Origin of the sequence: Dactylosporangium sp. CS-047395, from assembly GCF_050942185.1 — a bacterium.
GTDB lineage: Bacteria > Actinomycetota > Actinomycetes > Mycobacteriales > Micromonosporaceae > Dactylosporangium.
On the sequence record NZ_CP192015.1, the window covers coordinates 1,733,845 to 1,755,780 of the forward strand.

A 21,936-nucleotide genomic window follows, 5' to 3' on the forward strand; every position below is an offset into this window, starting at 1 on the left:
GCTAGCCCATGCGCTCCAGCTGCATGATCCCGTCACCCCCGGCGAGCGTCGATGTGCGGCCGGTCGGGTGATACCCGGCCTTCTCGTACAGCCGCCGCGCCCGCGCGTTGCTCGTCCGCGTCCACAGGGTGGTGCGCCGCCAGCCGGGGACGTGCAGCGCGTCGAGGACCAGCCCGCCCAGGCCGGCGCCCCAGCGCGCGGGCGCGACGAAGACCATGGAGACGTGGCCGTAGCCCGCGATGGGCGCGCCCGCGCCGTCGTCCGCCCGGCCCGGCTCGGCCAGTCCCATGGCGACCATATCGGCGCCGTCGGTGGCTACGACCACCAGCGCGTCGGCTGCGCGCAGCTTGGCGGTCACCCGGTCCACACGCGCGGGCGCGGGCTGGTGGCCGCGCGCCTCGTTGGCGGCCCGCCACACGGCCAGGGCGCGGTCGAGATCGTCGGGGGCTGCTCGCCGTACCGTCACAGGCATCTAGGCATTGAGCACCTGGCGGCCCATCGGCGTCAACGCCTGGCAGTGGGCCGGCGGCGGCCAGGTGACGCTGCGCAGCTCGTCCTCGTAGGTCATCCAGTAGTGGCCGCTGCCGTCGTGGTCGAAGTAGGCGTGCGACTCGTAGGCGACCCGGTGCGCGGGGTCCTTGATCCAGGCGACCGGGTGCATCTCGCCCCAGGAGGGCGGCCCCATCGGGATGTAGCCGCTGACCAGGATCGCCCGCTTGTCGCCCGTCGCGCGGATGGCGTCGACCGCCTCCTGGGCCGCCTGCTGCCAGATCAGCGCGCCCGCGCGTCCGTCGGCGGCCAGCCGGGTCGGCTCGTTCAGCAGCCCCAGGCCGATCACCGACGGGTCGTCGGTCGCCACGCTCATCCGCTTCCAGAAGTCGGCCAGGGCGGTCGTCGACAGCTGGAACTCGCCCAGCCGCAGCATCTTCACCGGGCCCGCCTGGCCGCCCCCGAGCGCGTAGTCGCCGTAGTTGTGCAGGTCGATGATGACGGCCAGGCCGGCGTTGTCGGCGTGGCGCAGCGCGTCGCGCACCCGCGCGAGCTCGGTCTGGTCCAGCGGCCCGAACGGCCGGGGCTGCAGCCGCTCCCAGTTGACCGCCAGCCGCACGAGGCGCACGCCGCGCCCGGCCAGGAACGTGTAGCTCGACGGCGTCTCGTAGGTGTAGTCCTGCCCGTAGCGGCCCGGGTTGGTGGTGCCGAAGCCGCCGTTGCTGTCCGACGCCGCGAAGCTGCCGGCGGCCAGGTTCACCCCGCGCAGATACCCGGGCGTGCTGCCGTGCCGCTCCACGATGTGTGCCTGCGGCCCGGCCACGTCGACCTTGAGGCCCTGCGCGACCGGGCGGTACACCGCCATCGGGTAGTTCGCCGGCCAGGTCCCCGCGGCCCAGGCAGTCACCGGGAGCCCGACCGCGTCGGCCGCCTCGTACCAGGCCTCGGCGACCTTGCTCCACTGCGCCGCGTCCTTGTCGCCGGGCCAGCCGATCTCGCCGATGAACCCCGTCGCGTGGTTGCGCCGGAGCCAGGCCGAGAAGTTGGCGAGCCCGGCGACCGCACGGGCCTGCACGTCGTCCTCGACGCACAGCACTTTCACCGGTCTTGGTTCCTGCAGCGGTACCGCCAGTGCCGCCACCAACAGCAGCAGCACGCCGACGAGCGCCAGGGCCTTGTGAAGCCGGTGCACTCCAGGCGTCTGCCCGGATCTTGGCGCTTTAGCCCTTGGTTCTTGTCAGCCGCCCTTGGTTCTTGTTAGGCCTTGGTTCTTGAGCAGCGAAAGGTCTCTCGCTGTATGGGCGCCTTGGCGGCGGGGTCTACCCCGCTGTTCCTGAGCACCGAAAGTCTTTCGCTGTATGGGCGCCCTTGCAGCGGGGTTTACCGTCCGATGTCCTGAAAAGCGGTGGGGGAGCTTCGCTCCACCCACACCCCCTCAACAGCGCACCGGCTCCTACTTGTCTAGTCGAGTTGCGGGGCTAGGTCTGAGGCGATGAGCTCTAGGTGGTCGAGGTCGCGCAGGTCGAGCAGTTGGAGGAAGGCGCGGGAGGCGCCGGCCTTCACGAAGCCGCGGATCTGCTCGGCGAGTCGGTCCGGCGTGCCGTACAGCTGACCGGGTTGTGGCTCCTTCGGGTCGAGGCCGAGCGCCTCCGCGCGGCGGCGCACCTCGGCGTCGTCGCGGCCGCACACGATCGTCTGTGCGAATGAGAACACGATGGGGGCCCGGCCGTCGCGGCCCTCCTGCTCGATCGCCTCGACCACCCGGCGGTACTGCGCGTCCGTGTCCTCGAGCGACGAGAACGGCACGTTGAACTCGTCGGCGTAGCGCGCGGCGATGCGCGGCGTCCGCTTCGGCCCCTTGCCCCCGATGATGATCGGCGGCCCGGCGGGCTGGACCGGTTTCGGCAGCGCCGGCGAGTCGACCACGTCGTAGTGGCGCCCCTCGAAGCTGAAGGTCTGCCCGGCGGGCGTGGTCCAGAGCCCGCGCAGGATCTCCAGCTGCTCGGTGAGCCGGTCGAAGCGTTCGGGCGTGGACGGGAACGGGATTCCGTACGCGGTGTGCTCCCGCTCCAGCCACCCCGTCCCCAGCCCGAGCTCGACCCGGCCGCCGCTCATGGCGTCGACCTGGGCGACGGCGATCGCGAGCGGGCCGGGCAGCCGGAACGTGGCGGACGTGACGAGCGTGCCGAGCCGGATCGTGGAGGTCTCGCGGGCGAGGGCGCCGAGGGTCACCCAGGAGTCGGTCGGGCCGGGCAGTCCGTCGCCGGACGTGCTCAGGTAGTGGTCGGACCGGAAGAACGCCTCGAACCCGAGCTCCTCGGCCCGTCTGGCGATGGCAAGCTGGTCCTCGTATGACGCGCCGAGCTGAGGCTCGGTGAACACGCAAAGCCGCATGGACCGGACACTATCGCGATGATCTCCTTCACAACGGACTACGGCCTGTCCGACGGCTTCGTGGCGGCCTGCCACGGCGTCCTGGCCCGGCTGGCTCCGGCCGCGCGCGTCATCGACGTCACCCACCTGGTTCCCCCGGGCGACGTGCGCCGAGGCGCGGCGGTGCTGGCTCAGACGGTGCCGTCGCTGCCGCGCGGCGTGCACCTGGCGGTCGTGGATCCCGGGGTGGGCACCGCCCGGCGCCCGGTCGCGCTGCTGGCGGCGGACGGCAGTTTCCTGGTCGGCCCGGACAACGGCCTGCTGCTGCCGGCGGCGGCCGCTCTGGGCGGGATGACCGCGGCCGTCCACCTCACCAACCGTTCGTGGTTCGCGGCCTCGGTCTCGTCGACGTTCCACGGGCGCGACCTCTTCGCTCCGGTGGCGGCCCGGCTGTTCGCGGGCGCGCCGCTGTCCGACGCGGGGCCGGAGATCACCGACCTGGTCGCGCTGCCGGATCCGTACGTCGAGCAACGCCCGGGGCTGCTGGCCTCCGACGTGCTGACGGTGGACCACTTCGGCAACGTGCAGCTGGCCGCGCCGGCTTCCGCCCTGGCCGCCCTCCCGGCCGCGGTCCAGGTCGACGGCACACCGGCCGTGCACGCCGCGACCTTCGGCGACGCGGCGCCGGGCGAACTGGTGCTCTTCGCCGACTCGGCGGGTTACGCGGCGGTCGCCGTGAACGGCGGGAGCGCCGCTGATCGCCTCGGTGTGACCTCCATCTCTCGGGTCACGGTCACCTACTAGTGTCCTGAGTCGTTAAATCGTCGTCAGTGGGTACAGGTGTGTTATGCCGTTGCCGACAGCAGTACCGATCGTGCTTACTGATGACGAGCGAGAGCAGTTGCTAGCGTGGTCGCGTCGTCCCTCGAGTGCGCAGGCCCTGGCGTTGCGGTCGCGGGTGGTCCTTGCCTGCGCGGCTGCCGGCGGGGCCGCGAACGGGCAGATCGCCGAGGAACTCGGCGTTTCGCGTAGCACGGTGACGAAGTGGCGGAACCGGTTCGCCGGTGATCGGCTCGACGGCCTGCTGGACGAGCCGCGGCCCGGCCGGCCCCGCACGATCGCCGACGCTGATGTAGAGCGGGTGATCACCACAACCCTCGAGACGACACCGAAGGACGCCACGCACTGGTCGACCCGCTCGTTGGCTGCTGAGGTTGGTCTGTCGCAGACCGCGATCTCACGGATCTGGCGGGCGTTCGGATTGCAGCCGCACCGGCAGGACGCGTGGAAACTGTCGAAGGACCCGCTGTTCATCGACAAGGTCCGTGATGTCGTCGGGCTGTACCTCGATCCGCCGGAACGCGCCGTGGTGTTGTGCGTGGACGAGAAGTCGCAGATCCAAGCACTGGACCGCACCGCCCCGGTCCTGCCGATGCTGCCCGGCACCCCGGCCCGCGCCACCCACGACTACGTCCGGGCCGGCACCTCAAGCCTCTACGCCGCCCTCGACCTGGCCACCGGCCAGGTGATCGGCTCCCTCCATGCCCGGCACCGCGCGATCGAGTTCAAGAAGTTCCTCCAGACCCTCGACCGGCAGGTCCCGGCGGACCTGGACGTGCACGTAGTGCTGGACAACGCCTCCACCCACAAAACCCCGACCATCAAACGCTGGCTGACCGCCCACCCGCGGTTCGTCCTGCACTTCGTCCCGACCAGCGCATCCTGGCTCAACCTCGTCGAACGCTGGTTCGGGGAACTGACCACCAAGAAACTCCAACGCGGCACTCACCGCACCGTCCGCGCCCTCAACACCGACATCCGCGCCTGGATCGAGGCCTGGAACAACAACCCAAAGCCCTATGTCTGGACCAAGACCGCCGACCAGATCCTCGAATCCATCGCCCGCTACTGCACACGCATTAACGACTCACGACACTAGCCGCGCAGCCGCAGCCCTCGCGGTGTGCTGCGGAACCCGGCCCCGGCCAGGGCGTCCCGCAGCGGCGACTGCAGGATCGACTCGCCGTCGGCCCGCTCCACCAACAGCGCCCCCAGCGCACCGCCGTGCACGGCGTCGGCGAGCGCCTTGGCCGCCAGGGCCAGCAGTTCCGGGTCGTCGGCGTAGGAGAGCAGGGTCCGCCCGCCGCGCTCGACGTACAGGATCAGGTCGCCGCCGACGGTCACCACGAGCGAGCCGGCCTTACGCCCGGCACGGTGCCCGGCCCGCTCGCCGTCGCCCGCGTCCACGACCCGCTCCGGCCAGGGCAGCGCCGCGCCGTACGGGTTCGCCGGATCGGTGGCCGCCAGCACCAGCGCGTCGCGGTGCTCGGACCCGCCGCGCAGCCGGTCGACGGCCCCCGGAAGGGCGAACTGGGCCGCGCCGAGGCCCTCGACGAAGTACCCGCGGCGGGCCGCCCCGCGCTCCTCCATGGCCGCCAGCACCGGGTAGACGCCGGCGAACGCGCCCGGCAGGTCCTCCGACATCACCGCCCCGCGGGTCACCACGCCGTGGCGGTCCAGCAGCAGCTCGGCATTGGCGGTGGCCCGCCGGGTCGGGTCGAGGTCCCGCTCGGGCAGCCGGTACCACCGGCCGGCCGCGGTCGGCGGGCCGGTCCGCGCCACCGCGAGCGAGGCCCGGCCCATGGCCAGTGCACTGGCCCGCCGGTACCGCGACTTCGGCGCCGACGGCCGCGACCGGTGCGCCCCGCCGCCGCCGAGCTTCGCGCGCAGCGGGCCGATGGTGTCGTTGGACAGGTGCCCGGCCCAGACCAGGTCCCAGAGCGCGCCGATGAGCTCGTTCTCGGGCGCGTGGATGGTCTCGGCGAGCCCCCGGAAGAACAGCGCCTGCCCGCCGGCGAGCGCCTCGAGGACCGCCTCGTGCAGCGGCCCGCCCACCTCGGTCGGCGGCGGCAGGAGCAGCGGGGCGGCGTCGGCGAAGGCGAGCGACACCCAGCCGTCGTGCTCGCCGATCGACCCGGTGCCGGCCCACAGCAGGTCGCCGGAGGCGGTGAGCTCGTCGAGGTATGCCTGGCTGTAGTCACCGACCCGGGCCGGCAGGATGAGCCGCTCCAGTGCCGAGGCCGGAATCGCGATGCCCTGCAGCTGCTCGATCGCGGAGGCGACCGCCTCGACCCCGCGCGAGCGCGAGCCGCCGATGTGGTGCCACTGCGGCAGGAAGCGGGCCAGCTGACGGGGCGGCACCGGCTCGATCTCGCGGCGCAGCGCGGCCAGCGAGCGGCGGCGCAGCAGCCGCAGGATCTCCGCGTCGCACCACTCGGTGCCCGCGCCGTCGGGGGAGAACTCGCCGGAGACGGCCGACGGCAGCCGGCGCAGCGCCTGCTCGACCACGAACACCCCGAGCCCGAACCGCGCCGCGCACGCCGTGGCCGTGAACGGGGCGTGGGTGCGCGCATAACGGCTCACCAGGTCGCCCAGCGGATCGGCGACCGGCTCCAGGTACGCCGTCGGCAGCCCGACCGGCAGCGCCACCCCCAGCGCGTCGCGGTAGCGCCCGGCGTCCTCGACGGTGATCCAGCGCGCCTCGCCGGCCACCCGGATCTCGATCGCCCGCCGCCGCTCGGCCAGCTCCCGGGCCCAGGCCGGGTCGGCACCGCGGGCCGCGAGCTCCTCGTCGCCGAGGTCGCCGAGGACCCGCAGCATCTCCGCGACGTCCTCGGCGTCGCGCGGGGTGCGCTGCTCGCCCAGCCACTGCAGCGAGGACTCGGTCTCGGCGACGACCGCCGGGTCGAGCAGCTCCCGCAGCTCCACCCGCCCGAGCAGCTCGGCGAGCAGGGTCGGGTCGAGCGCGAGGGCGGCGGCGCGGCGCTCGGCCAGCGGCGCGTCGCCCTCGTAGAGGAACGCCCCGACGTAGCCGAACAGCAGCGACCGCGCGAACGGCGACGGCCGCTCGGTCTCCACCTCGACCAGCCGCAGCTTGCGCCCGGCGACGTCGCGCATGACGCCGACCAGCCCGGCCACGTCGAACACGTCCTGCAGGCACTCCCGCGCGGCCTCGAGCGTGATCGGGAAGTCGGCGTAGTCGCGGGCCACGTCGAGCAGCTGGGCCGAGCGCTGCCGCTGCTGCCACAGCGGCTGCCGCCGGCGGGGGTCGCGGCGGGGCAGCAGCAGGGCCCGGGCCGCGCACTCGCGGAACCGGGCGGCGAACATCGCCGACGTGCCGACCGTCTCCTCGACGATCCCGGCGATCTCGTCGGGGTCGAAGGCGACCAGGTCGGCGCCGGGCGGCTCGTCGGCCACGTCGGGCAGCCGGACCACGATCCCGTCGTCGCTGGGCATGACCTGGGCGTCGACGCCGTACCGCTCCTGCAGCCGGCGCCCGATCGCCAGCGCCCACGGTGCGTTCACGCGCGCGCCGAGCACGCAGTGCACGGTCATCCGCCAGTCGCCGAGCTCGTCGCGGAACCGCTCGACCAGCACGGTGCGGTCGTCGGGCAGGTGCCGGGTCGCCTCGCGCTGCTCGCGCAGGTAGGCCAGCAGGTTGTCAGCCGCCCAGTCGTCCAGCCCGCCGGCCCGCAGGTGGGCCCGGGCCGCCTCGTCGCCGGACTTCACGAACCCGCGCAGCCGCGCCCCGATCGCCCGGCCCAGCTCGACCGGCCGGCCCGGCGAGTCGCCCTTCCAGAACGGCATCTTGGCCGCGGCGCCGGGCGCGGGGGTGACCAGCACCCGGTCGGGGGTGATGTCCTCGATCCGCCACGAGGTCGAGCCGAGCAGGAACACGTCGCCGACCCGCGACTCGTAGACCATCTCCTCGTCGAGCTCGCCGACCCGGGCCGCCTTCTCCGCACCGGCCAGGAACACCCCGAACATGCCCCGGTCGGGGATCGTGCCGCCGCTGGTGACGGCGAGGCGCTGGGCCCCGGGCCGGGCCGAGAGCATCCCCTCGGTGCGGTCCCAGACCACGCGGGGCCGCAGCTCGGCGAAGGCCGTGGACGGGTAGCGCCCGGCCAGCATGTCCAGCACCGCATAGAGCGCCGAGTCGGGCAGGTCGGCGTAGACCGCGGCCCGGCGGACCAGCTTGGCCAGGTCGTCGACCGACCAGGCCTCCATCGACACCATCGCCACGACCTGCTGGGCCAGCACGTCGAGCGGGTTGCGGGGGTAGCGCAGCTCCTCGATGCCGCCCTCGACCATCCGCTCGGCCACGACGGCGCAGGAGACCAGGTCACCGCGGTGCTTGGGGAACACCACGCCCCGCGAGACGGCCCCGACCTGGTGCCCGGCCCGGCCGACGCGCTGCAGCCCGGCCGCGACGCTCGGCGGCGCCTCGATCTGCACCACCAGGTCGACCGCGCCCATGTCGATGCCCAGCTCCAGGCTGGAGGTGGCGACCACGGCCGGCAGCTGCCCGGACTTGAGCGCCTCCTCGATGTGCTTGCGCTCCTCGCGCGCGACGCTGCCGTGGTGGGCGCGGGCCACGATCGGCGGCGCACCCCCGGCCATGCCGGCCTGGGCCATCATCTCGGCCGGGGTGCGGGCCGGCTGGTCCTGCGGGACTCCGGCGCGGGCCCCGGCCAGCTCGTTGATCCGCGCGCAGAGCCGCTCGGCGCCGCGCCGCGAGTTGGTGAACACGATCGTCGAGCGGTGCGCCTGGATCAGGTCGAGCACCCGCTCCTCGACCGCGGGCCAGATGGACGCCTGCCGGGGCGCGCCGTCGTCGTCCTCGCCGGGGGTCGTCTCGCCCAGCGCCGTCATGTCCTCGACCGGCACCTGCACCTCGACCTCGATGGTCTTGGCGCTGGGCGGCTGGACGATCTCCACCGCGGCCGCCCCGCCGAGGAACCGCGCGGTCTCGTCGATCGGCCGCACCGTCGCCGAGAGCCCGATCCGCTGCGCCGGGCGCTCCAGCAGCGCGTCGAGCCGCTCCAGGGACAGCGCCAGGTGCGCCCCGCGCTTGGTGGCGCACACCGCGTGCACCTCGTCGATGATCACCGTCTCGACCCCGCGCAGCGACTCCCGCGCCTGGGAGGTCAGCAGCAGGAACAGCGACTCCGGGGTGGTGATCAGGATGTCGGGCGGGGTGCGGGTGAACGCCCGGCGCTCGTCGGCCGGGGTGTCGCCGGTGCGCATCGCCACCTTGATGTCCGGCGGCTCCTGGCCGAGCCGGGCGGCCGCCTGCCGGATGCCGGCCAGCGGGGCCCGCAGGTTGCGCTCGACGTCCACGGCCAGCGCCTTGAGCGGGCTGACGTACAGCACCCGGCACCTCTTCGCCGGGTCCTCCGCCGGGCGCGCGGCCAGCTGATCGAGGGACCACAGGAACGCGGCCAGGGTCTTGCCGGAGCCGGTCGGCGCCACGACCAGCGCGTGCCGGCCGGCGCTGATCGCCTGCCACGCCCCCGCCTGCGCCTTCGTCGGTGCCGCGAAGGCCGCGCGGAACCACTCGCGGGTTGCGGCTCCGAAACCATCCAGCTCTTTCATGCCCCCAATCCTGCACCGGGGGTACGACACTTTTTGGGGGGCGTAGCGATTTGCCCGATTTGGCCCATTTGGCCTACTGTTTGCAGCACCCCTGGACACCCGTACTTGCCTGGCCGGGCAGCGAAGGGGTCCCCCGTCCGGCTGGGCGGGGGACCCCCATGCGGCCTGATCAGGACAGGCTGGCCGTCGCCAGCTTCACGCTGAACGCCAGGAACGCCGCGCCGACCAGCGTGGTCAGGCCCTTGGCGAGGGTGCGCCGGGCCCGGAACCGGTCGGCCAGGAAGCGGCCGCCGAAGATCAGCGCGGTCAGGTACAGCGCGCTGAGCACCTCCACCACCGCGCCGAGGATCAGGAAGCTGACGGCCGGGTGCGGGTACGCCGGGTCCACGAACTGGATGAAGAACGAGACGAAGAACAGGATCGCCTTCGGGTTGAGCAGGCTGATCACCAGCGCGCGGCGGAACGGCCGGTCGGCCGGCGCGGCCTCCTCCTGCCGCTGCTGCGGGGCCGCGTCCGCGCGCCGGCGCCGCAGCGTGCTCACCACCAGCCGGATGCCGACGAACGCCAGGTACGCCGCGCCGAGGTACTTCACGATCCCGAACAGCCACCCGTAGGCGTGCAGCAGCGACGCGACGCCGCCCGCCGACAACGCCATGAGCACGGCGTCCCCGAGCCACACCCCGGCCGCCGCGCGGTAGCCGTCGCGGACCCCGCGGCGGGCGCCCACCGACAGCACGTACAGCGAGTTCGGCCCCGGCAACAGCACGATCGCGAGCGTGCCGAGGACGTAGGTCAGCGGGTTGGTGATGCCGAGCACGTGACGCCTCCGGATTCCAGCGCCGCGGCCAGCCTGTCCCGTGCGGCGGGCCATTCGTCGGCGATCATGGAGTACAGCACGGTATCGCGCTGGGTTCCATCGGCCCGTTGGCGATGGTTGCGCAGGACACCCTCCCGCTGGGCGCCGAGCCGCTCGATCGCCCGCTGCGACCGCTCGTTGCGCACGTCGGTGTGCCACTCGACGCGCAGCGCACCCAGCGTGTCGAACGCGTGGGCCAGCATCAGCAGCTTCGCTTCGGTGTTGACGCCGGTCCGCCACCAGGGCCGGCCGATCATGGTGTAGCCGATCGCGACGCAGCGCTGCACCGGGCTGACCGCGTAGAACGAGGTGCTGCCGACGATCCGCCCGGTCGCGACCTCGCGCTGCACGAACGGCACCCGGTCGGGATCGGCCAGCGCGGCCGCGACGATGCCCGCCATGTCGTCCACGGACCGGGGCTGCGGGCTGGTCAGATGGGCCCACACCGCGGCGTCGTCGAGCGCCCCGAACAGCTCGGGCGCGTGCGCGTGATCCAGCGGCTCGAGCACCAGGTCGCGACCGCGCAGCGCGACCGGGCGCCGCCAGGCATCGCGCCCCGATTGCAGATAAGCCGGCATTTGTACTGTCTGTGCCGCCACCGGCACCGGCAGGCCCCGGGTGAGCTGGAGCGGTACCACACCGGACCAATGCGGCAGGTCGAAGTCCTCGGCATCGTCGCTGGGCCCGCCGCTGCGCACCTTGGCCGAAACCTCGACGAGGGGCAGCGCCAGCAGCGACGTCTGGGCGAGCTCCCGGCGGTTCGGGCGGCGGCTGTCGGCGTCGCGCCCGGGCGCGACCTTGTCCACGAGCGCGGCGAAGGCCCGCGTGCGCTCCTCCTCGTCGGTGACGACGCGCGCGGTGCCGTGCACGATCACCGACCGGTAGTTGGCGCTGTGGTGGAACTGCGAGCGGGCCAGCACCAGCCCGTCGATGATCGTCACCGCGACGCAGACCGCCAGGCCGTGCTCCCGTGCGGCGAGCATGGGCCGGCTGCCGGTGGACCCATGCAGGTACAGCGTGTCGCCCACCCGCGCATGCAGCGTCGGCAGCACCCGCGGCTCCCCGTCGGACACGTAGCTGACGTGGCAGACGTAGGCCTCGTCGAGCACCGCGTGCACCAGTTCGACGTCGTAGGAGGCCCGCTCGGCCAGCCGCCGCGGCGTGTTGCGAGCCGTCTGCTGATACGTGTCCACGGTGGGCTCCTTTGTACTAGCACAAAAGCCTTTATGTGGCAGTACAATAGCAGCCGACCTGTGAGCAGCGGCAACCGAAAAATGTCGGACCCTGGCGCTAACGTGCGCATCGCTCGGGGCACCGCCCGCGGAAAACGGGGGCGGGCGGTGCTCGCTTTGCCATGCACGAACTTGACCAATCGACGCACCCACAACGGCCTGTCGACTGTTGAAGGGGGAGTAGGCGGCATCGCCGCAGGGATTCGGCCGGTCTGCCCGGACGCTCATTCAGGGAGGAAGAGCATGCGCCCCGACCACCCCCACGCGACGACTTCCACGCCGTCGGCCGGGCTGGCCTTACCGACGGTTCCGCTCCTGCGCCGGCCGGACCACTTGGCCGGGGCGGGCTTGTCGGCGCGTGGCGCTTGCTCGCTCTCGGTCACGGCACCCGCGCCGGAGTATTCGCCACCGGACTGGGGCGTCCGGGCTGCCTGGCTTGTCTTGGCCGCGCCCGTTTCGCCCGCGCCCGTTTCGCCCGTGCCCGCTGTGCCCACGCCGGCTGTGCCCACGCCCGTTGTGGCTGTGCGTGACGGGGGTGTGCGTGACGGGGCTGTGCGTGGCGGGGCTGTGCGTGGCGGGGCTGTGCGTGGCGGGGCTGTGCGTGGCGAGGCTGTGCGTGACGGGGCTGTGCGTGACGGGGCTGTGCGTGACGGGGCTGTGTGCGGGCTGCCGGTGCGCAACTCGTGCGACCTCATTCCGCCGGCGCTTCCGATCGATGCCCGGATGCAGATGCGTGTGTCGGTGGCCTCGGCTCTCGAGGCGGTGGTCGTGGTGCCGGCGCCACGCATGCCTGCCGCCATGGCTGCTGTTCCTGCCGCCGTCGTGCCTCCTGTTGTCGCCACGGTGGGTTCTGCTCCTGACCGAGGGCTCGTCGGCCGGGAGCCGGAGTCGGCGGCGGGCGATGGTGGCCGAGGCATCGCGCGGGAGTCGGCGGCGGGCGATGGTGGCCGAAGCATGGCGCGGGAGTCGGCGGCGGGCGATGGTGGCCGAGGCATCGCGCGGGAGTCGGCGGCGGGCGATGGTGGCCGAAGCATGGCGCGGGAGTCGGCGGCGGGTGTCGGGGGGCGGCGGTTCGGGCGGCGGGGTTCGGGGCCGTGGTGGCGGTTCGGCGGGCGGGGCAAGGCGGTCGCCGAGGTCGTCGTGACAGTGCTGGTGCTGCTCGTGCTGGCCGGCTGCGGGGGAGGGGCCGACCAGGACAGGTCGACCTCGGCGGCGGCGTCGGCCGACCCCGCGGTCAAGGCCGGCAAGGACGCACTGGCGGCGGCGGCCAAGTCGCTGCAAACGGTGGCGTACGGGTACACGATGAAGATCGACAACGGCACGGTCACCGGCGTGGTGGACCCGGCCGGGAAGCGGCAGGCGCGGCTGGACTCGGTCGCGTCGGGGGTGAAATTCTCGCTGGAGGGGATCGTGCTCGGGGGCGGCGAGCGGTACTTCCGCACGAGCATCCCGGCGGCGGGGGTGAGCGCGAAGAAGTGGTACCGGTTCGACCGGACCAAGGTGACCCACACCGAGATCATCGGCCTGTTCGAGACCAACGACCCGACCAGCAGCCAGGACTTCGCCGCCCGAGTCGGCCAGGCCCGGCTGGAGGACGGCGGCAAGATCATCGGTACGTACGACCTCACGCGCGGCGGCGACCTCGGCCTCGCCGACCAGGCCGGGCTGGCCACCCTCGGCGAACGGGCCAAGGCGGTGCCGTTCGTGGTGACCCTGGACGCCCAGGGACGGCTGGCCTCGGTGCGCGTGACGGTTCCCGCCTACGGCTCGACGGCCGAGCGCACCCTCGCCGTCGACTACCGCGACCAGGGCAAGCCGGTCCAGGTCACGGTCCCGAAGGCGGCGGACGTGGCTCCGGCCAACGCCGCTGTGTACAACCTGTTGAACAACTGAACTTTCCCTTTCGCGCCACGCCCGCCCCGAACCCCGCCCGGTACGCTCCGCCGCGTGACGAGGACCAGCCCGCACCACGGCATGCTCCGCCCTGGCGACGCCGTCCGGCAGTCGGGTCGCAAGCGGCAGGTGCGGTGGAGCCGCGGGCAGTGGAGCCGCGGGCAGTGGAGCCGCGGGCGGTGGAGTCCCCTGCGGTGGAGTCGCGTCGCGTTGGTCGGGGCTGTGCTCGTGGTTTCGGCCGTGGCGGGATGCACGCACAAGGCGCCCGAGCCGGCGCCCACCGTCAGCGTCAAGCCGTCGCCGACCGGGCTGGCGGCCGGGGTTTGGCATCTGGGTTTCAGCAGCTACCGGTTCAAGGTGACGGCCAAGGAAGGCACGTACTCCGGCGGCATCGATCCGCTGGCGGATCTGCTCGATGCGTCCGTCGCCGTCAGTTCCAGCGGCGCCTCGCTCACCATTGACACCCGGGAGGTGCGCGGGACGGCGTACACGCGGCTCACCGGGTTGCCGTTGCCGGGGTTCGACGGGCAGGCCTGGTACAAGGTGGACACCGCCAAGGTGACCAAACCCGGGGCGTTGGGACTGAGTGCGACCAAGGACCCGACCGGGGTTCAGGCGCTCATTGCCGCCACGCACGACGTGAAGCGGGACGGGCGGAAGTACAGCGGGACCGTCGACATGACGCGGGTCGTGGCGTGGGGGCCGGTCAACGTTGCGCAGGTCATGCAGCTCGGGGACGCCGCCAAGGCCGTGCCGTTCGAGGCCGGCGTCGATGAGCAGGAGCGGCTGGTCGGGGTCACGGTGAAGATCCCTGGCAACACCGTCGAGGCCACGTACTCCGACTTCGGGACCGCCCTCAACGTGGTCGAGCCCAAGGACGCGCAGCCGCTGCCCGACCATCTGTACGGGATGCTCGGGCTCTAGGCGAGACACGGTCTCGCGTCGCACACTGGCGCGCATGGAGCAGCACCTGTACGAGGCTGAGCACGAGGCGTTCCGGGATCTGTGCCGGGAGTTTCTCGCGCGGGAGGCCGTGCCGCACAACGACGAGTGGGACAAGGCCGGGATCGTCGATCGGGAGATCTGGCGGAAGGCCGGCGCGGCGGGGCTGCTGGGCATGGACGTCGACGAGGAGTACGGCGGGGGCGGGCAGCGGGACTTCCGGTTCAACGCGGTGCTCGTCGAGGAGATCATCGCGGCCGGGGCTTCCGGGCTGGGGTTCGGGCTGCACAACGATGTCGTCGCTCCTTATCTCACCGAGCTGACCACCGAGGAGCAGAAGAAGCGGTGGCTGCCCGGGTTCTGTTCCGGGGACATCGTGACCGCCATCGCGATGAGTGAGCCGGGGGCGGGGAGCGACCTGGCCGGCATCCGCACCACCGCGGTGCGTGACGGGGACTCGTGGGTGCTCAACGGGCAGAAGACGTTCATCACCAACGGGGAGATGGCCGATCTGGTCGTCGTCGTGGCCAAGACCGACGGGGCCAAGGGCGCGCACGGGATCAGCCTGTTCGGGGTGGAGACCGGCACGCCGGGGTTCACGCGCGGGCGGCGGCTGGAGAAGGTCGGGCTCAAGGCGAACGACACCGCGGAGCTGTTCTTCGATGACTGCCGGATTCCCGCCGACCACCTGATCGGGCAGGAGGATGCGGGCTTCTACCACCTGATGGCGAACCTGCCGCGGGAGCGGCTCGGGATCGCGGTGGCGGCGGTCGCGGCGGCGGAGACGGTTCTCGCCATGACGCTGGAGTACGTCCGCAGCCGGGAGGCGTTCGGCCGGCCCATCGGGAAGTTCCAGCACAACCGGTTCCTGCTCGCCGAGCTCGACACCGAGGTGACGATCGCGCGGACGTTCCTGAACCACTGCATCGTGGAGCAGAACGCGGGGCGGCTCAGCGTCGCCGACGCGGCCAAGGCCAAGTGGTGGACGACCGAGCTGCAGAACAAGGTGGCGGACCGGTGCGTGCAGCTGCACGGCGGGTACGGGTTCATGATGGAGTACCCGGTGGCCAAGGCCTGGCTCAACAGCCGGGTGCAGACGATCTACGGCGGCACGACCGAGATCATGAAGGAGATCATCGGCCGGTCGTTGGGGCTGTGAAGCCCTAGGTCATGAGGAAGCCTCGGCGGTGACGCGCGCGAGGGCCTCCAGGATGAGGGCGGTTGACGTGGCGCCGGGGTCGGGGTGGCCGGCGCTGCGTTCGCCCAGGTAGGACGCGCGGCCTTTGCGAGCGGTCAACGGTACCGTCGAAGCCACCCCTGTTTTTGCTGCTTGTGCAGCGGCTCGGGCCGCTTCCGGCGCGCTCTCGGCGGAGGCGTAGGCCGCGACCGCGGGGGCCAGGGCATCGACCATGGTCTTGTCGCCGACCTCCGCCTTGCCCAGCCGGCGCACGCCGTCCAGCGCCGCCTGCAGGCCCTCGGCGAACGTGCCGCCCTCGCGCAGGGTCTTGCCCAGCGCGCGGAAGACGGTGCCGTAGAGCGGGCCCGACGCGCCGCCGACCTTGGACAGCAGCGTGGTGCCGGTCTTGCCCAGCACGTCGCCGGCCGAGCCGGGCTGCAGGGTGTCCAGGGCGGCGGTCACCGCGTCGAAGCCGCGGCGCAGGTTGACGCCGTGGTCGCCGTCGCCGATGGCGGTGTCGAGATCCGTCAGGTGCTGCGCCTCCGCGCGTACGGAATCCGCCACGGCGGCGATCCAGGCCCTGGCCAGCGCCTCGTCCACGGTCACACCCCCCAGCGCAGCGCGGGCGTGCGCACGGGCGCGTCCCACAGCCGCAGCAGCTCGTCGTCGGCGCGGCACACGGTGAGCGACAGGCCGGCCATGTCGAGGCTGGTCACGTAGCTGCCGACCAGGGAGCGCGCGACGGTCGCCCCGGCCTCGGCGAGCAGGCGGGAGATCTCGGCGAACATGACGTACAACTCGATCTGGGGTGTGCCGCCCATGCCGTTGACCAGCACGATCAACGGCTCGCCGGCGACCGGTTTCGCGCTCAGCACGGCGTCGACGATCAGGGCGGCCAGCTCCCGCGCGGGGCGCATCGGCTCGCGGCTGCGGCCCGGCTCGCCGTGGATGCCGACGCCGACCTCGATCTCGTCCGGCCCGAGGTCGAATCCCGGCTTTCCAGAAGCAGGGGTTGTACCGGCGGCAAGAGCGACGGCGAACGAGGCCGACCGCTCGTTGACGGTCCTGCCGATCGCGGCCACGGCGGCGAGGTCCGCGCCCTCCTCGGCGAGTGCCCCGGCGATCTTCTCGACCAGCAGGGTGGCCCCGGTGCCGCGGCGTCCCGCGGTCCACGTGGAGTCCTCGACCGCGACGTCGTCGTCGACCAGCACGGTCTCGACCCGCAGGCCCTCCTCGTCGGCGAGCTCGGCGGCCATCTGGAAGTTCATCACGTCGCCGGTGTAGTTCTTCACCACGTGGACCACCCCGGCGCCGGCGTCCGCGGCCCTGGTGGCGGCCAGGATCTGGTCCGGCACGGGTGAGGTGAAGATCTCGCCGGGGCAGGCGGCGTCGAGCATGCCGGGGCCGACGAAGCCGGCGTGCAGCGGCTCGTGCCCGGAGCCGCCGCCGGAGAGCAGGCCGACCTTGCCCGGGCGGGGGGCGTCCGCGCGCGCGACGTACTGCTCCTCGAGGTCCACCCGCAGCTCGGGATGGGCGGCGGCGAGCCCGGCGAGCGCCTCCCGGACGACGTCGGCCGGGTCGTTGATGAACTTTTTCATGCACATAGCATGCCTGGTATGGCGCAACTGGTGGGGATCGTGTTGGTGTCGCACAGCGAGCGGCTGGCCCACGGCCTGCGGGACATGCTCGTGCAGGTCGCGGGGGAGGAGGTGCCGATCGAGGCGGCGGGGGGCACCGACGACGGCGGGCTGGGCACCAGCTACGACCGCATCCTGGTGGCGATCGACCGGGCCGACCGCGGGGCGGGCGTGCTCGTGCTGACGGACCTGGGCAGCGCCGTGCTCACCGCGCGTACCGTGCTCGAGGACCGCGTCGCCAACGATGCCGTGCTCGTCGACGCGCCGTTCGTGGAGGGTGCCGTGGCGGCGGCGGTGCTGGCCGGGACCGGGGCGACGCTGGACGCGGTCACCCAGTCGGCCGTGGAGGCCCGCGATGTCCGCAAGCTCTGAGCGCTCCGTCGTGCTGCCGGAGGACCTGCACGCGCGGCCGGCCGGGGCGCTGGTGCGGGTGGCGGCGCGATTTCGCAGTACCGTCGAGGTGGTTTTCGGGGAGAAGAAGGCGAACGCCCGCAGCGTGCTGGCGGTGATGGCGCTCAATGCCACGGCCGGCTCGACGGTGCTGGTGCGGGCCGACGGCGAGGACGCCGAGCAGGCCGCGGAGGCGATAGTCTCGGTCCTTGCTCACTGAGGAACCGACCGCGCTCGACGTCGCCGCGCTGCAGCGGCGCACGCTGAGCCTGCTGGTCGGCACCCAGATCATCGGCGGCCTCGGCGTGGCCAGCGGGGTGTCGGTCGGGGCGCTGCTGGCCTCCTCCCTGGCCGGGCCGTGGGCGGCGGGCATCGCCGGCAGCTGCGCGGTCGTGGGCGGCGCGGTGATCGCGATCCCGGCGACCCGCCTGATGCGCACCGGCGGGCGGCGGCCGGGCCTGGTCTTCGCCCTGACCGTCGGGGCGGTCGGCGCGCTGCTGGTCGTGCTGGCCGCGCGGCTCGGATCGGTGCCGCTGATGTTCCTGGGCACGCTGCTCTTCGGCGGCTCCAGCGCGGCGAACCTGCAGTCCCGCTACGCCGCCGTCGACCTCGCCGCGCCCGACCGGCGGGCCCGCCACCTGTCGATCGTCGTGTGGGCCACCACGGTCGGGGCGGTCGCCGGGCCGAACCTCGCCCCGTACACCGACCGGCTGCTGGGGCGGTGGGGCGTGCCGGAGTACGGCGGGCCGTACCTGTTCAGCGTGCTCGCCTTCGTCGTCGGCGCGACCGTGATCTTCATTGCGCTGCGACCCGACCCGCTGCTCACCGCGGGCGGGGCGCGGCCGGGCGCGAAGGGCGTCTGGCGGCAGGCCGCGCGCACGATCCGGGCCAGTCCGGGTGCGCGCACCGGGGTCGCGGCCGTCGCGGTCGGGCACGTGGTCATGGTCGGCGTGATGTCGATGACGCCGGTGCACATCGGGGAGTACGTGCACGACCACGGCGACCTGCTGCGCGTCGTCGGGCTGGTGATCAGCATCCACATCACCGGGATGTACGCCTTCGCACCCGTGGTCGGCCTGCTCACCGACCGTCTGGGGCGCCGTCCGGTGATCGCCGGGGGCATCGTGGTGCTGCTGGCGGCGTGCGCGCTGGCCGGGACGGCGGGGCACGACACGTGGCGGCTGTCGATCGGGCTGGCGCTGCTCGGGCTCGGCTGGAACGGCACGATGGTCGCCGGGTCGACGCTGCTCTCAGAATCGGTGCCGGTCGAGGAGCGGGCCGGCGTCCAGGGGCTCTCCGACGTCGTCATGGGGGTCGCGGGCGCCTCGGCGGGCGCATTGTCCGGGGTGGTCGTTGATTTCTTCGGGTACCCCGTGCTGGCGCTGCTCGCCGCAGTGACCGCGGTCCCTTTGCTTGCCCGTGTACTCCGTTAGGTTGGCTTTCGTGCGTTTGACAGATTTCTGGCAGCGGCTCGAGGAGGTCTTCGGGCCCGCTTATGCCCACAGCATCGCTCACGACCAGGTGTTGTCGCAGCTCGGCGGCTTGACGATCGAGGAGGCCCTGGCCGGGCGCTTCGACACCGCCGAAGTATGGCGCGCTGTAGTCGCGGCATATCCGGAGCGTGTTCCTGCCCGCTTGAGGTGAGGTTTTTCGGCGTGTCGGCGTGCTGATCGTACAGATGTACGGGTACTGTTCTCGCTCGTTGGGCGTCGCTTCGAATTTTTTGTCATACCCGGCGCTTAACGTGTCAGCGTGACCAAGCGAACGCCGACGAAGACCGCGAACCCAGGGGTGACGGACATGGCAGTGCAACCTGACCGGGAGAAGGCGCTGGGACTCGCCCTCTCGCAGATCGACAAGCAGTTCGGCAAGGGCTCCGTGATGCGGCTGGGCGAGCGCGTCATCGCGCCGATGGCCGTGATCCCGACCGGCTCCATCGCCCTCGACGTGGCGCTGGGCATCGGCGGCCTTCCCCGCGGCCGGGTGATCGAGGTCTACGGCCCGGAGTCCAGCGGTAAGACCACCGTCGCGCTGCACGCCATCGCCAACGCGCAGGCCCAGGGCGGCATCGCGGCGTTCATCGACGCCGAGCACGCCCTCGACCCCGACTACGCCAAGGCCCTCGGCGTCGACACCGACGCGCTGCTCGTCTCCCAGCCGGACACCGGTGAGCAGGCGCTCGAGATCGTCGACATGCTGGTGCGCTCCGGCGCCCTCGACATCATCGTCATCGACTCCGTCGCCGCCCTGGTGCCGCGGGCCGAGATCGAGGGCGAGATGGGCGACAGCCACGTCGGCCTGCAGGCCCGCCTCATGAGCCAGGCGCTGCGGAAGATCACCGGTGCCCTCAACAACTCCGGCACCACGGCGATCTTCATCAACCAGCTCCGCGAGAAGATCGGCGTCATGTTCGGCAGCCCGGAGACCACGACCGGTGGCCGCGCGCTGAAGTTCTACGCCTCGGTCCGCCTCGACGTGCGGCGCATCGAGAGCCTCAAGGACGGCACCGACGTGGTGGGCAACCGCACCCGCGTCAAGGTCGTCAAGAACAAGGTGGCCTCGCCGTTCAAGCAGGCCGAGTTCGACATCATGTACGGCAAGGGCATCTCCCGCGAGGGCTCCCTCATCGACGTCGGTGTCGAGCAGACGATCATCCGCAAGTCGGGCGCCTGGTACACGTACGACGGCGACCAGCTCGGCCAGGGCAAGGAGAACTCGCGCAAGTTCCTGCGCGACAACCCCGACGTGGCCGCCGAGATCGAGAAGAAGATCAAGGAGAAGCTGGGCGTCGGGGTCGGCCAGTCGACCGACGCGGCCGGCGGGCCGGAGACGGCGCCGGTCGACTTCTGACGCTTCCTGCTTGTTCGCGCGTCGCTGCTTCTCGCGGCGCGTCGCTTGGGACCCCCGGTGCCGGCCTCAGCGGGCCAAGCCGCTCGGGGTGGGCACCGGGTCTCTTGCGGGCTTTTTTGGTACTGGTGGAGGTAGTTCATGTCCGGCGGGGGCGAGGAGAATCCCTGGCTCGCGGCGGAGGGCGATGGGTCTTCTGCTGGGCGGCGGCGGTCTGAGGCTGCTTCGCCGGCGGTGGCGCCCTGGGCCGATCCTGGGGGCGAGAATCCTTGGGCGGCTTCGGCTTCGGCTTCGGCTTTTGGTTCGGCTTCTGACGAGGTGGAGCGGCCGGCCTGGGACCTTGAGCCGGGGAATCCGTGGGCTGAGGGGGCTGCTTCGGGGGTTGCGGCTCGTCCTGCTTTTGAGCCTGGGCCGGGGAATCCGTGGGCTGATCCCTCGTCGGCGCCGGCTCGGTTGCCTGACTCCGCGCCTTCGGGTCGTGGCGGTGCTGCTCGCCGGGGGGCATCGGGCTCCGGGGGTTCCGGCGATTCTGGTTATGAGGCTGCGGATGGGCGCTCTTCGGTAGGGCGGAAGTCTTCGCCTTGGGCGGATGCTGATTCCCGCGCTTCGGCTGACTCGGCGACCGTTGCGAGGGGCCGGAAGCGGGCGGGGCGGTCGTTGCCGTGGAGTGATGGTGGTGCTGCCGCGGCGCCCTCCGACGGGGGTGTGCGGAAGCGGGCGGGGCGGGCTCTGCCGTGGAGCGATGATGGTGCTGCCGCGGCGCCCTCCGACGGGGGTGTGCGGAAGCGGGCGGGGCGGGCCCTGCCGTGGAGTGATGATGCTGCTTCTCGCCTGTCCGGTGAGCCGGGTGCTTCGGACATTTCCGAAATGTCCGAAGCGGAGGGTAAATTCTCCGAGCCGCGAGGGCGACGAGATCGGCGTGGTGGGCGTGGTGGGCGTGGTGGGCGTGAGTCTGGGGGCGGAAAGCGGGATGCTCCGCCGCCGAAGCCGGTAGACCCGCGGGAGGCGGCTCGGGAGATCTGTCTGCGGCAGTTGGCCGTGCGGCCGCGGACGCGGGCTGAGCTGGCCACCGCCATGCGCAAGCGCGGGGTCGAGGATGAGATCGCGGCGGAGATTCTCGATCGGTACGACGAGGTCGGGATCATCGACGACGCGGCGTTCGCGCGGGCCTGGGTCAGCAGCCGGCATCAGGGACGGGGGTTGTCCAAGCGGGCGCTGGCCGGGGAGCTTCGGCGTAAGGGAGTGTCCTCCGACGAGATGGGGGAGGCGCTGGAGGAGCTGACGCCGGAGATGGAGGAGGAGACGGCGAAGGCGCTGGTCGTACGGCGGCTGCGGAGCGAGACCCGGGGCACGCCCGAGGCGGTGTTTCGGCGGTTGGTCGGGATGCTGGGGCGCAAGGGGTACCCGCCCGGGTTGGCGATCCGGCTCGTCAAGGAGGCACTCGCCGAGCGTGCGGACGCGGCCGAGTTCGCCGACTCCATCGACGCCGACGCGCTCGCCGATGCCGCTACCGATCCTGACGCTCAGTAACTCGCCCGCGAACCCGACGCCGCCGGATTGACCCGACCTTTGGGAGCCGCCACACGTCGGACGTCTGTGACGGCCGTCGTCGGTGGGGAGGCGCAGGAAGCGGCCAGGCGGGTGGCGCAGGAAGCGGCCGGAGGT

Annotated in this window: 19 protein-coding genes; 11 read left to right on the top strand and 8 right to left on the bottom strand. The window is 72.4% G+C overall.

Annotated features, from left to right (window positions below; genetic code table 11):
* Nucleotide 1: 1 nt before the first annotated feature.
* The 3 genes from ACQP00_RS08025 to ACQP00_RS08035 all read right to left on the bottom strand — a co-directional run bounded on the left by ACQP00_RS08025 (nucleotide 2) and on the right by ACQP00_RS08035 (nucleotide 2,883).
* On the bottom strand, nucleotides 2-472 hold the full coding sequence (locus ACQP00_RS08025) for an N-acetyltransferase family protein (protein WP_433216557.1): 471 nt from the start codon (nucleotides 470-472) through the stop codon (nucleotides 2-4).
* Nucleotides 473-1,681, bottom strand: coding sequence for a glycoside hydrolase family 5 protein (locus ACQP00_RS08030; protein WP_433216560.1), 1,209 nt, complete (start codon nucleotides 1,679-1,681; stop codon nucleotides 473-475). It lies immediately after the preceding gene.
* Between the two features lie 269 nt (nucleotides 1,682-1,950).
* On the bottom strand, nucleotides 1,951-2,883 hold the full coding sequence (locus ACQP00_RS08035) for an LLM class F420-dependent oxidoreductase (protein WP_433216563.1): 933 nt from the start codon (nucleotides 2,881-2,883) through the stop codon (nucleotides 1,951-1,953).
* Between the two features lie 18 nt (nucleotides 2,884-2,901).
* Here ACQP00_RS08035 and ACQP00_RS08040 point away from each other — a divergent pair, with 18 nt between their 5' ends.
* Both ACQP00_RS08040 and ACQP00_RS08045 read left to right on the top strand, forming a co-directional pair.
* The gene (locus ACQP00_RS08040) at nucleotides 2,902-3,666 is read left to right on the top strand and encodes an SAM hydrolase/SAM-dependent halogenase family protein (RefSeq protein ID WP_433216566.1); all 765 of its coding nucleotides are present in this window, start codon (nucleotides 2,902-2,904) and stop codon (nucleotides 3,664-3,666) included.
* A 43-nt stretch (nucleotides 3,667-3,709) separates the two neighbouring features.
* Nucleotides 3,710-4,801: an IS630 family transposase gene (locus ACQP00_RS08045; protein WP_433207943.1), complete on the top strand. Its 1,092-nt coding sequence runs from the start codon at nucleotides 3,710-3,712 to the stop codon at nucleotides 4,799-4,801.
* Here the strand turns inward: ACQP00_RS08045 and ACQP00_RS08050 are convergent.
* From ACQP00_RS08050 to ACQP00_RS08060, 3 genes are all read right to left on the bottom strand, one after another.
* Nucleotides 4,798-9,297, bottom strand: a complete 4,500-nt coding sequence (locus ACQP00_RS08050) for an ATP-dependent helicase (RefSeq protein WP_433216569.1) — start codon at nucleotides 9,295-9,297, stop codon at nucleotides 4,798-4,800. The genes ACQP00_RS08045 and ACQP00_RS08050 overlap by 4 nt on opposite strands.
* Nucleotides 9,298-9,466: 169 nt before the next feature.
* Nucleotides 9,467-10,168: a leucine efflux protein LeuE gene (gene leuE / locus ACQP00_RS08055; RefSeq protein WP_433216572.1), complete on the bottom strand. Its 702-nt coding sequence runs from the start codon at nucleotides 10,166-10,168 to the stop codon at nucleotides 9,467-9,469.
* On the bottom strand, nucleotides 10,090-11,346 hold the full coding sequence (locus tag ACQP00_RS08060; RefSeq protein ID WP_433216575.1) for a bifunctional pyridoxamine 5'-phosphate oxidase family protein/GNAT family N-acetyltransferase: 1,257 nt from the start codon (nucleotides 11,344-11,346) through the stop codon (nucleotides 10,090-10,092). The genes leuE and ACQP00_RS08060 overlap by 79 nt, the downstream gene beginning before the upstream one ends.
* 1,071 nt (nucleotides 11,347-12,417) lie before the next feature.
* Here ACQP00_RS08060 and ACQP00_RS08065 point away from each other — a divergent pair.
* From ACQP00_RS08065 to ACQP00_RS08075, 3 genes are read left to right on the top strand one after another with little or no spacing between them, the layout of a single operon-like run.
* Complete coding sequence (locus ACQP00_RS08065) at nucleotides 12,418-13,278, top strand: hypothetical protein (protein WP_433216578.1); 861 nt, start codon at nucleotides 12,418-12,420, stop codon at nucleotides 13,276-13,278.
* 54 nt (nucleotides 13,279-13,332) lie between these two features.
* Nucleotides 13,333-14,202, top strand: coding sequence for a hypothetical protein (locus ACQP00_RS08070; RefSeq protein WP_433216581.1), 870 nt, complete (start codon nucleotides 13,333-13,335; stop codon nucleotides 14,200-14,202).
* 34 nt (nucleotides 14,203-14,236) lie between these two features.
* The gene (locus tag ACQP00_RS08075; RefSeq protein ID WP_433216584.1) at nucleotides 14,237-15,379 is read left to right on the top strand and encodes an acyl-CoA dehydrogenase family protein; all 1,143 of its coding nucleotides are present in this window, start codon (nucleotides 14,237-14,239) and stop codon (nucleotides 15,377-15,379) included.
* 9 nt (nucleotides 15,380-15,388) lie between these two features.
* Here the strand turns inward: ACQP00_RS08075 and dhaL are convergent, their stop codons facing one another.
* Nucleotides 15,389-16,003, bottom strand: a complete 615-nt coding sequence (gene dhaL / locus ACQP00_RS08080) for a dihydroxyacetone kinase subunit DhaL (protein ID WP_433216587.1) — start codon at nucleotides 16,001-16,003, stop codon at nucleotides 15,389-15,391.
* Nucleotides 16,000-16,995, bottom strand: coding sequence for a dihydroxyacetone kinase subunit DhaK (dhaK, locus tag ACQP00_RS08085; RefSeq protein ID WP_433216590.1), 996 nt, complete (start codon nucleotides 16,993-16,995; stop codon nucleotides 16,000-16,002). Before dhaK ends, dhaL begins: the two co-directional genes overlap by 4 nt.
* Before the next feature lie 18 nt (nucleotides 16,996-17,013).
* On the opposite strand from dhaK, the gene dhaM reads away from it, so the two are divergent.
* From dhaM to ACQP00_RS08115, 6 genes are all read left to right on the top strand, one after another.
* Nucleotides 17,014-17,406, top strand: coding sequence for a dihydroxyacetone kinase phosphoryl donor subunit DhaM (gene dhaM / locus ACQP00_RS08090; protein WP_433216593.1), 393 nt, complete (start codon nucleotides 17,014-17,016; stop codon nucleotides 17,404-17,406).
* Nucleotides 17,390-17,644 (top strand): HPr family phosphocarrier protein, encoded by a 255-nt coding sequence (locus ACQP00_RS08095; protein WP_433216597.1) that lies wholly within the window; start codon nucleotides 17,390-17,392, stop codon nucleotides 17,642-17,644. Before dhaM ends, ACQP00_RS08095 begins: the two co-directional genes overlap by 17 nt.
* Nucleotides 17,634-18,857, top strand: a complete 1,224-nt coding sequence (locus tag ACQP00_RS08100) for an MFS transporter (protein WP_433216600.1) — start codon at nucleotides 17,634-17,636, stop codon at nucleotides 18,855-18,857. Before ACQP00_RS08095 ends, ACQP00_RS08100 begins: the two co-directional genes overlap by 11 nt.
* A 10-nt stretch (nucleotides 18,858-18,867) precedes the next feature.
* A complete protein-coding gene (locus ACQP00_RS08105) occupies nucleotides 18,868-19,068 on the top strand; it encodes a DUF3046 domain-containing protein (RefSeq protein ID WP_433216603.1) in 201 nt (66 codons plus the stop codon).
* A gap of 156 nt (nucleotides 19,069-19,224) precedes the next feature.
* On the top strand, nucleotides 19,225-20,274 hold the full coding sequence (gene recA, locus ACQP00_RS08110; RefSeq protein WP_433057508.1) for a recombinase RecA: 1,050 nt from the start codon (nucleotides 19,225-19,227) through the stop codon (nucleotides 20,272-20,274).
* A gap of 864 nt (nucleotides 20,275-21,138) precedes the next feature.
* A complete protein-coding gene (locus ACQP00_RS08115; protein WP_433216605.1) occupies nucleotides 21,139-21,801 on the top strand; it encodes a regulatory protein RecX in 663 nt (220 codons plus the stop codon).
* Nucleotides 21,802-21,936: the final 135 nt, after the last annotated feature.

Bases quoted from the DNA above. Each gene is read 5' to 3' on its own strand.
- ACQP00_RS08025 (WP_433216557.1), bottom strand. From the start codon at position 472: ATGCCTGTGACGGTACGGCGAGCAGCCCCCGACGATCTCGACCGCGCC.
- ACQP00_RS08035 (WP_433216563.1), bottom strand. From the start codon at position 2,883: ATGCGGCTTTGCGTGTTCACCGAGCCTCAGCTCGGCGCGTCATACGAG.
- ACQP00_RS08040 (WP_433216566.1), top strand. From the start codon at position 2,902: ATGATCTCCTTCACAACGGACTACGGCCTGTCCGACGGCTTCGTGGCG.
- ACQP00_RS08045 (WP_433207943.1), top strand. From the start codon at position 3,710: ATGCCGTTGCCGACAGCAGTACCGATCGTGCTTACTGATGACGAGCGA.
- ACQP00_RS08050 (WP_433216569.1), bottom strand. From the start codon at position 9,297: ATGAAAGAGCTGGATGGTTTCGGAGCCGCAACCCGCGAGTGGTTCCGC.
- leuE (WP_433216572.1), bottom strand. From the start codon at position 10,168: ATGGCCCGCCGCACGGGACAGGCTGGCCGCGGCGCTGGAATCCGGAGG.
- ACQP00_RS08065 (WP_433216578.1), top strand. From the start codon at position 12,418: ATGGCGCGGGAGTCGGCGGCGGGTGTCGGGGGGCGGCGGTTCGGGCGG.
- ACQP00_RS08075 (WP_433216584.1), top strand. From the start codon at position 14,237: ATGGAGCAGCACCTGTACGAGGCTGAGCACGAGGCGTTCCGGGATCTG.
- dhaK (WP_433216590.1), bottom strand. From the start codon at position 16,995: ATGAAAAAGTTCATCAACGACCCGGCCGACGTCGTCCGGGAGGCGCTC.
- dhaM (WP_433216593.1), top strand. From the start codon at position 17,014: ATGGCGCAACTGGTGGGGATCGTGTTGGTGTCGCACAGCGAGCGGCTG.
- ACQP00_RS08095 (WP_433216597.1), top strand. From the start codon at position 17,390: ATGTCCGCAAGCTCTGAGCGCTCCGTCGTGCTGCCGGAGGACCTGCAC.
- recA (WP_433057508.1), top strand. From the start codon at position 19,225: ATGGCAGTGCAACCTGACCGGGAGAAGGCGCTGGGACTCGCCCTCTCG.
- ACQP00_RS08115 (WP_433216605.1), top strand. From the start codon at position 21,139: ATGTCCGAAGCGGAGGGTAAATTCTCCGAGCCGCGAGGGCGACGAGAT.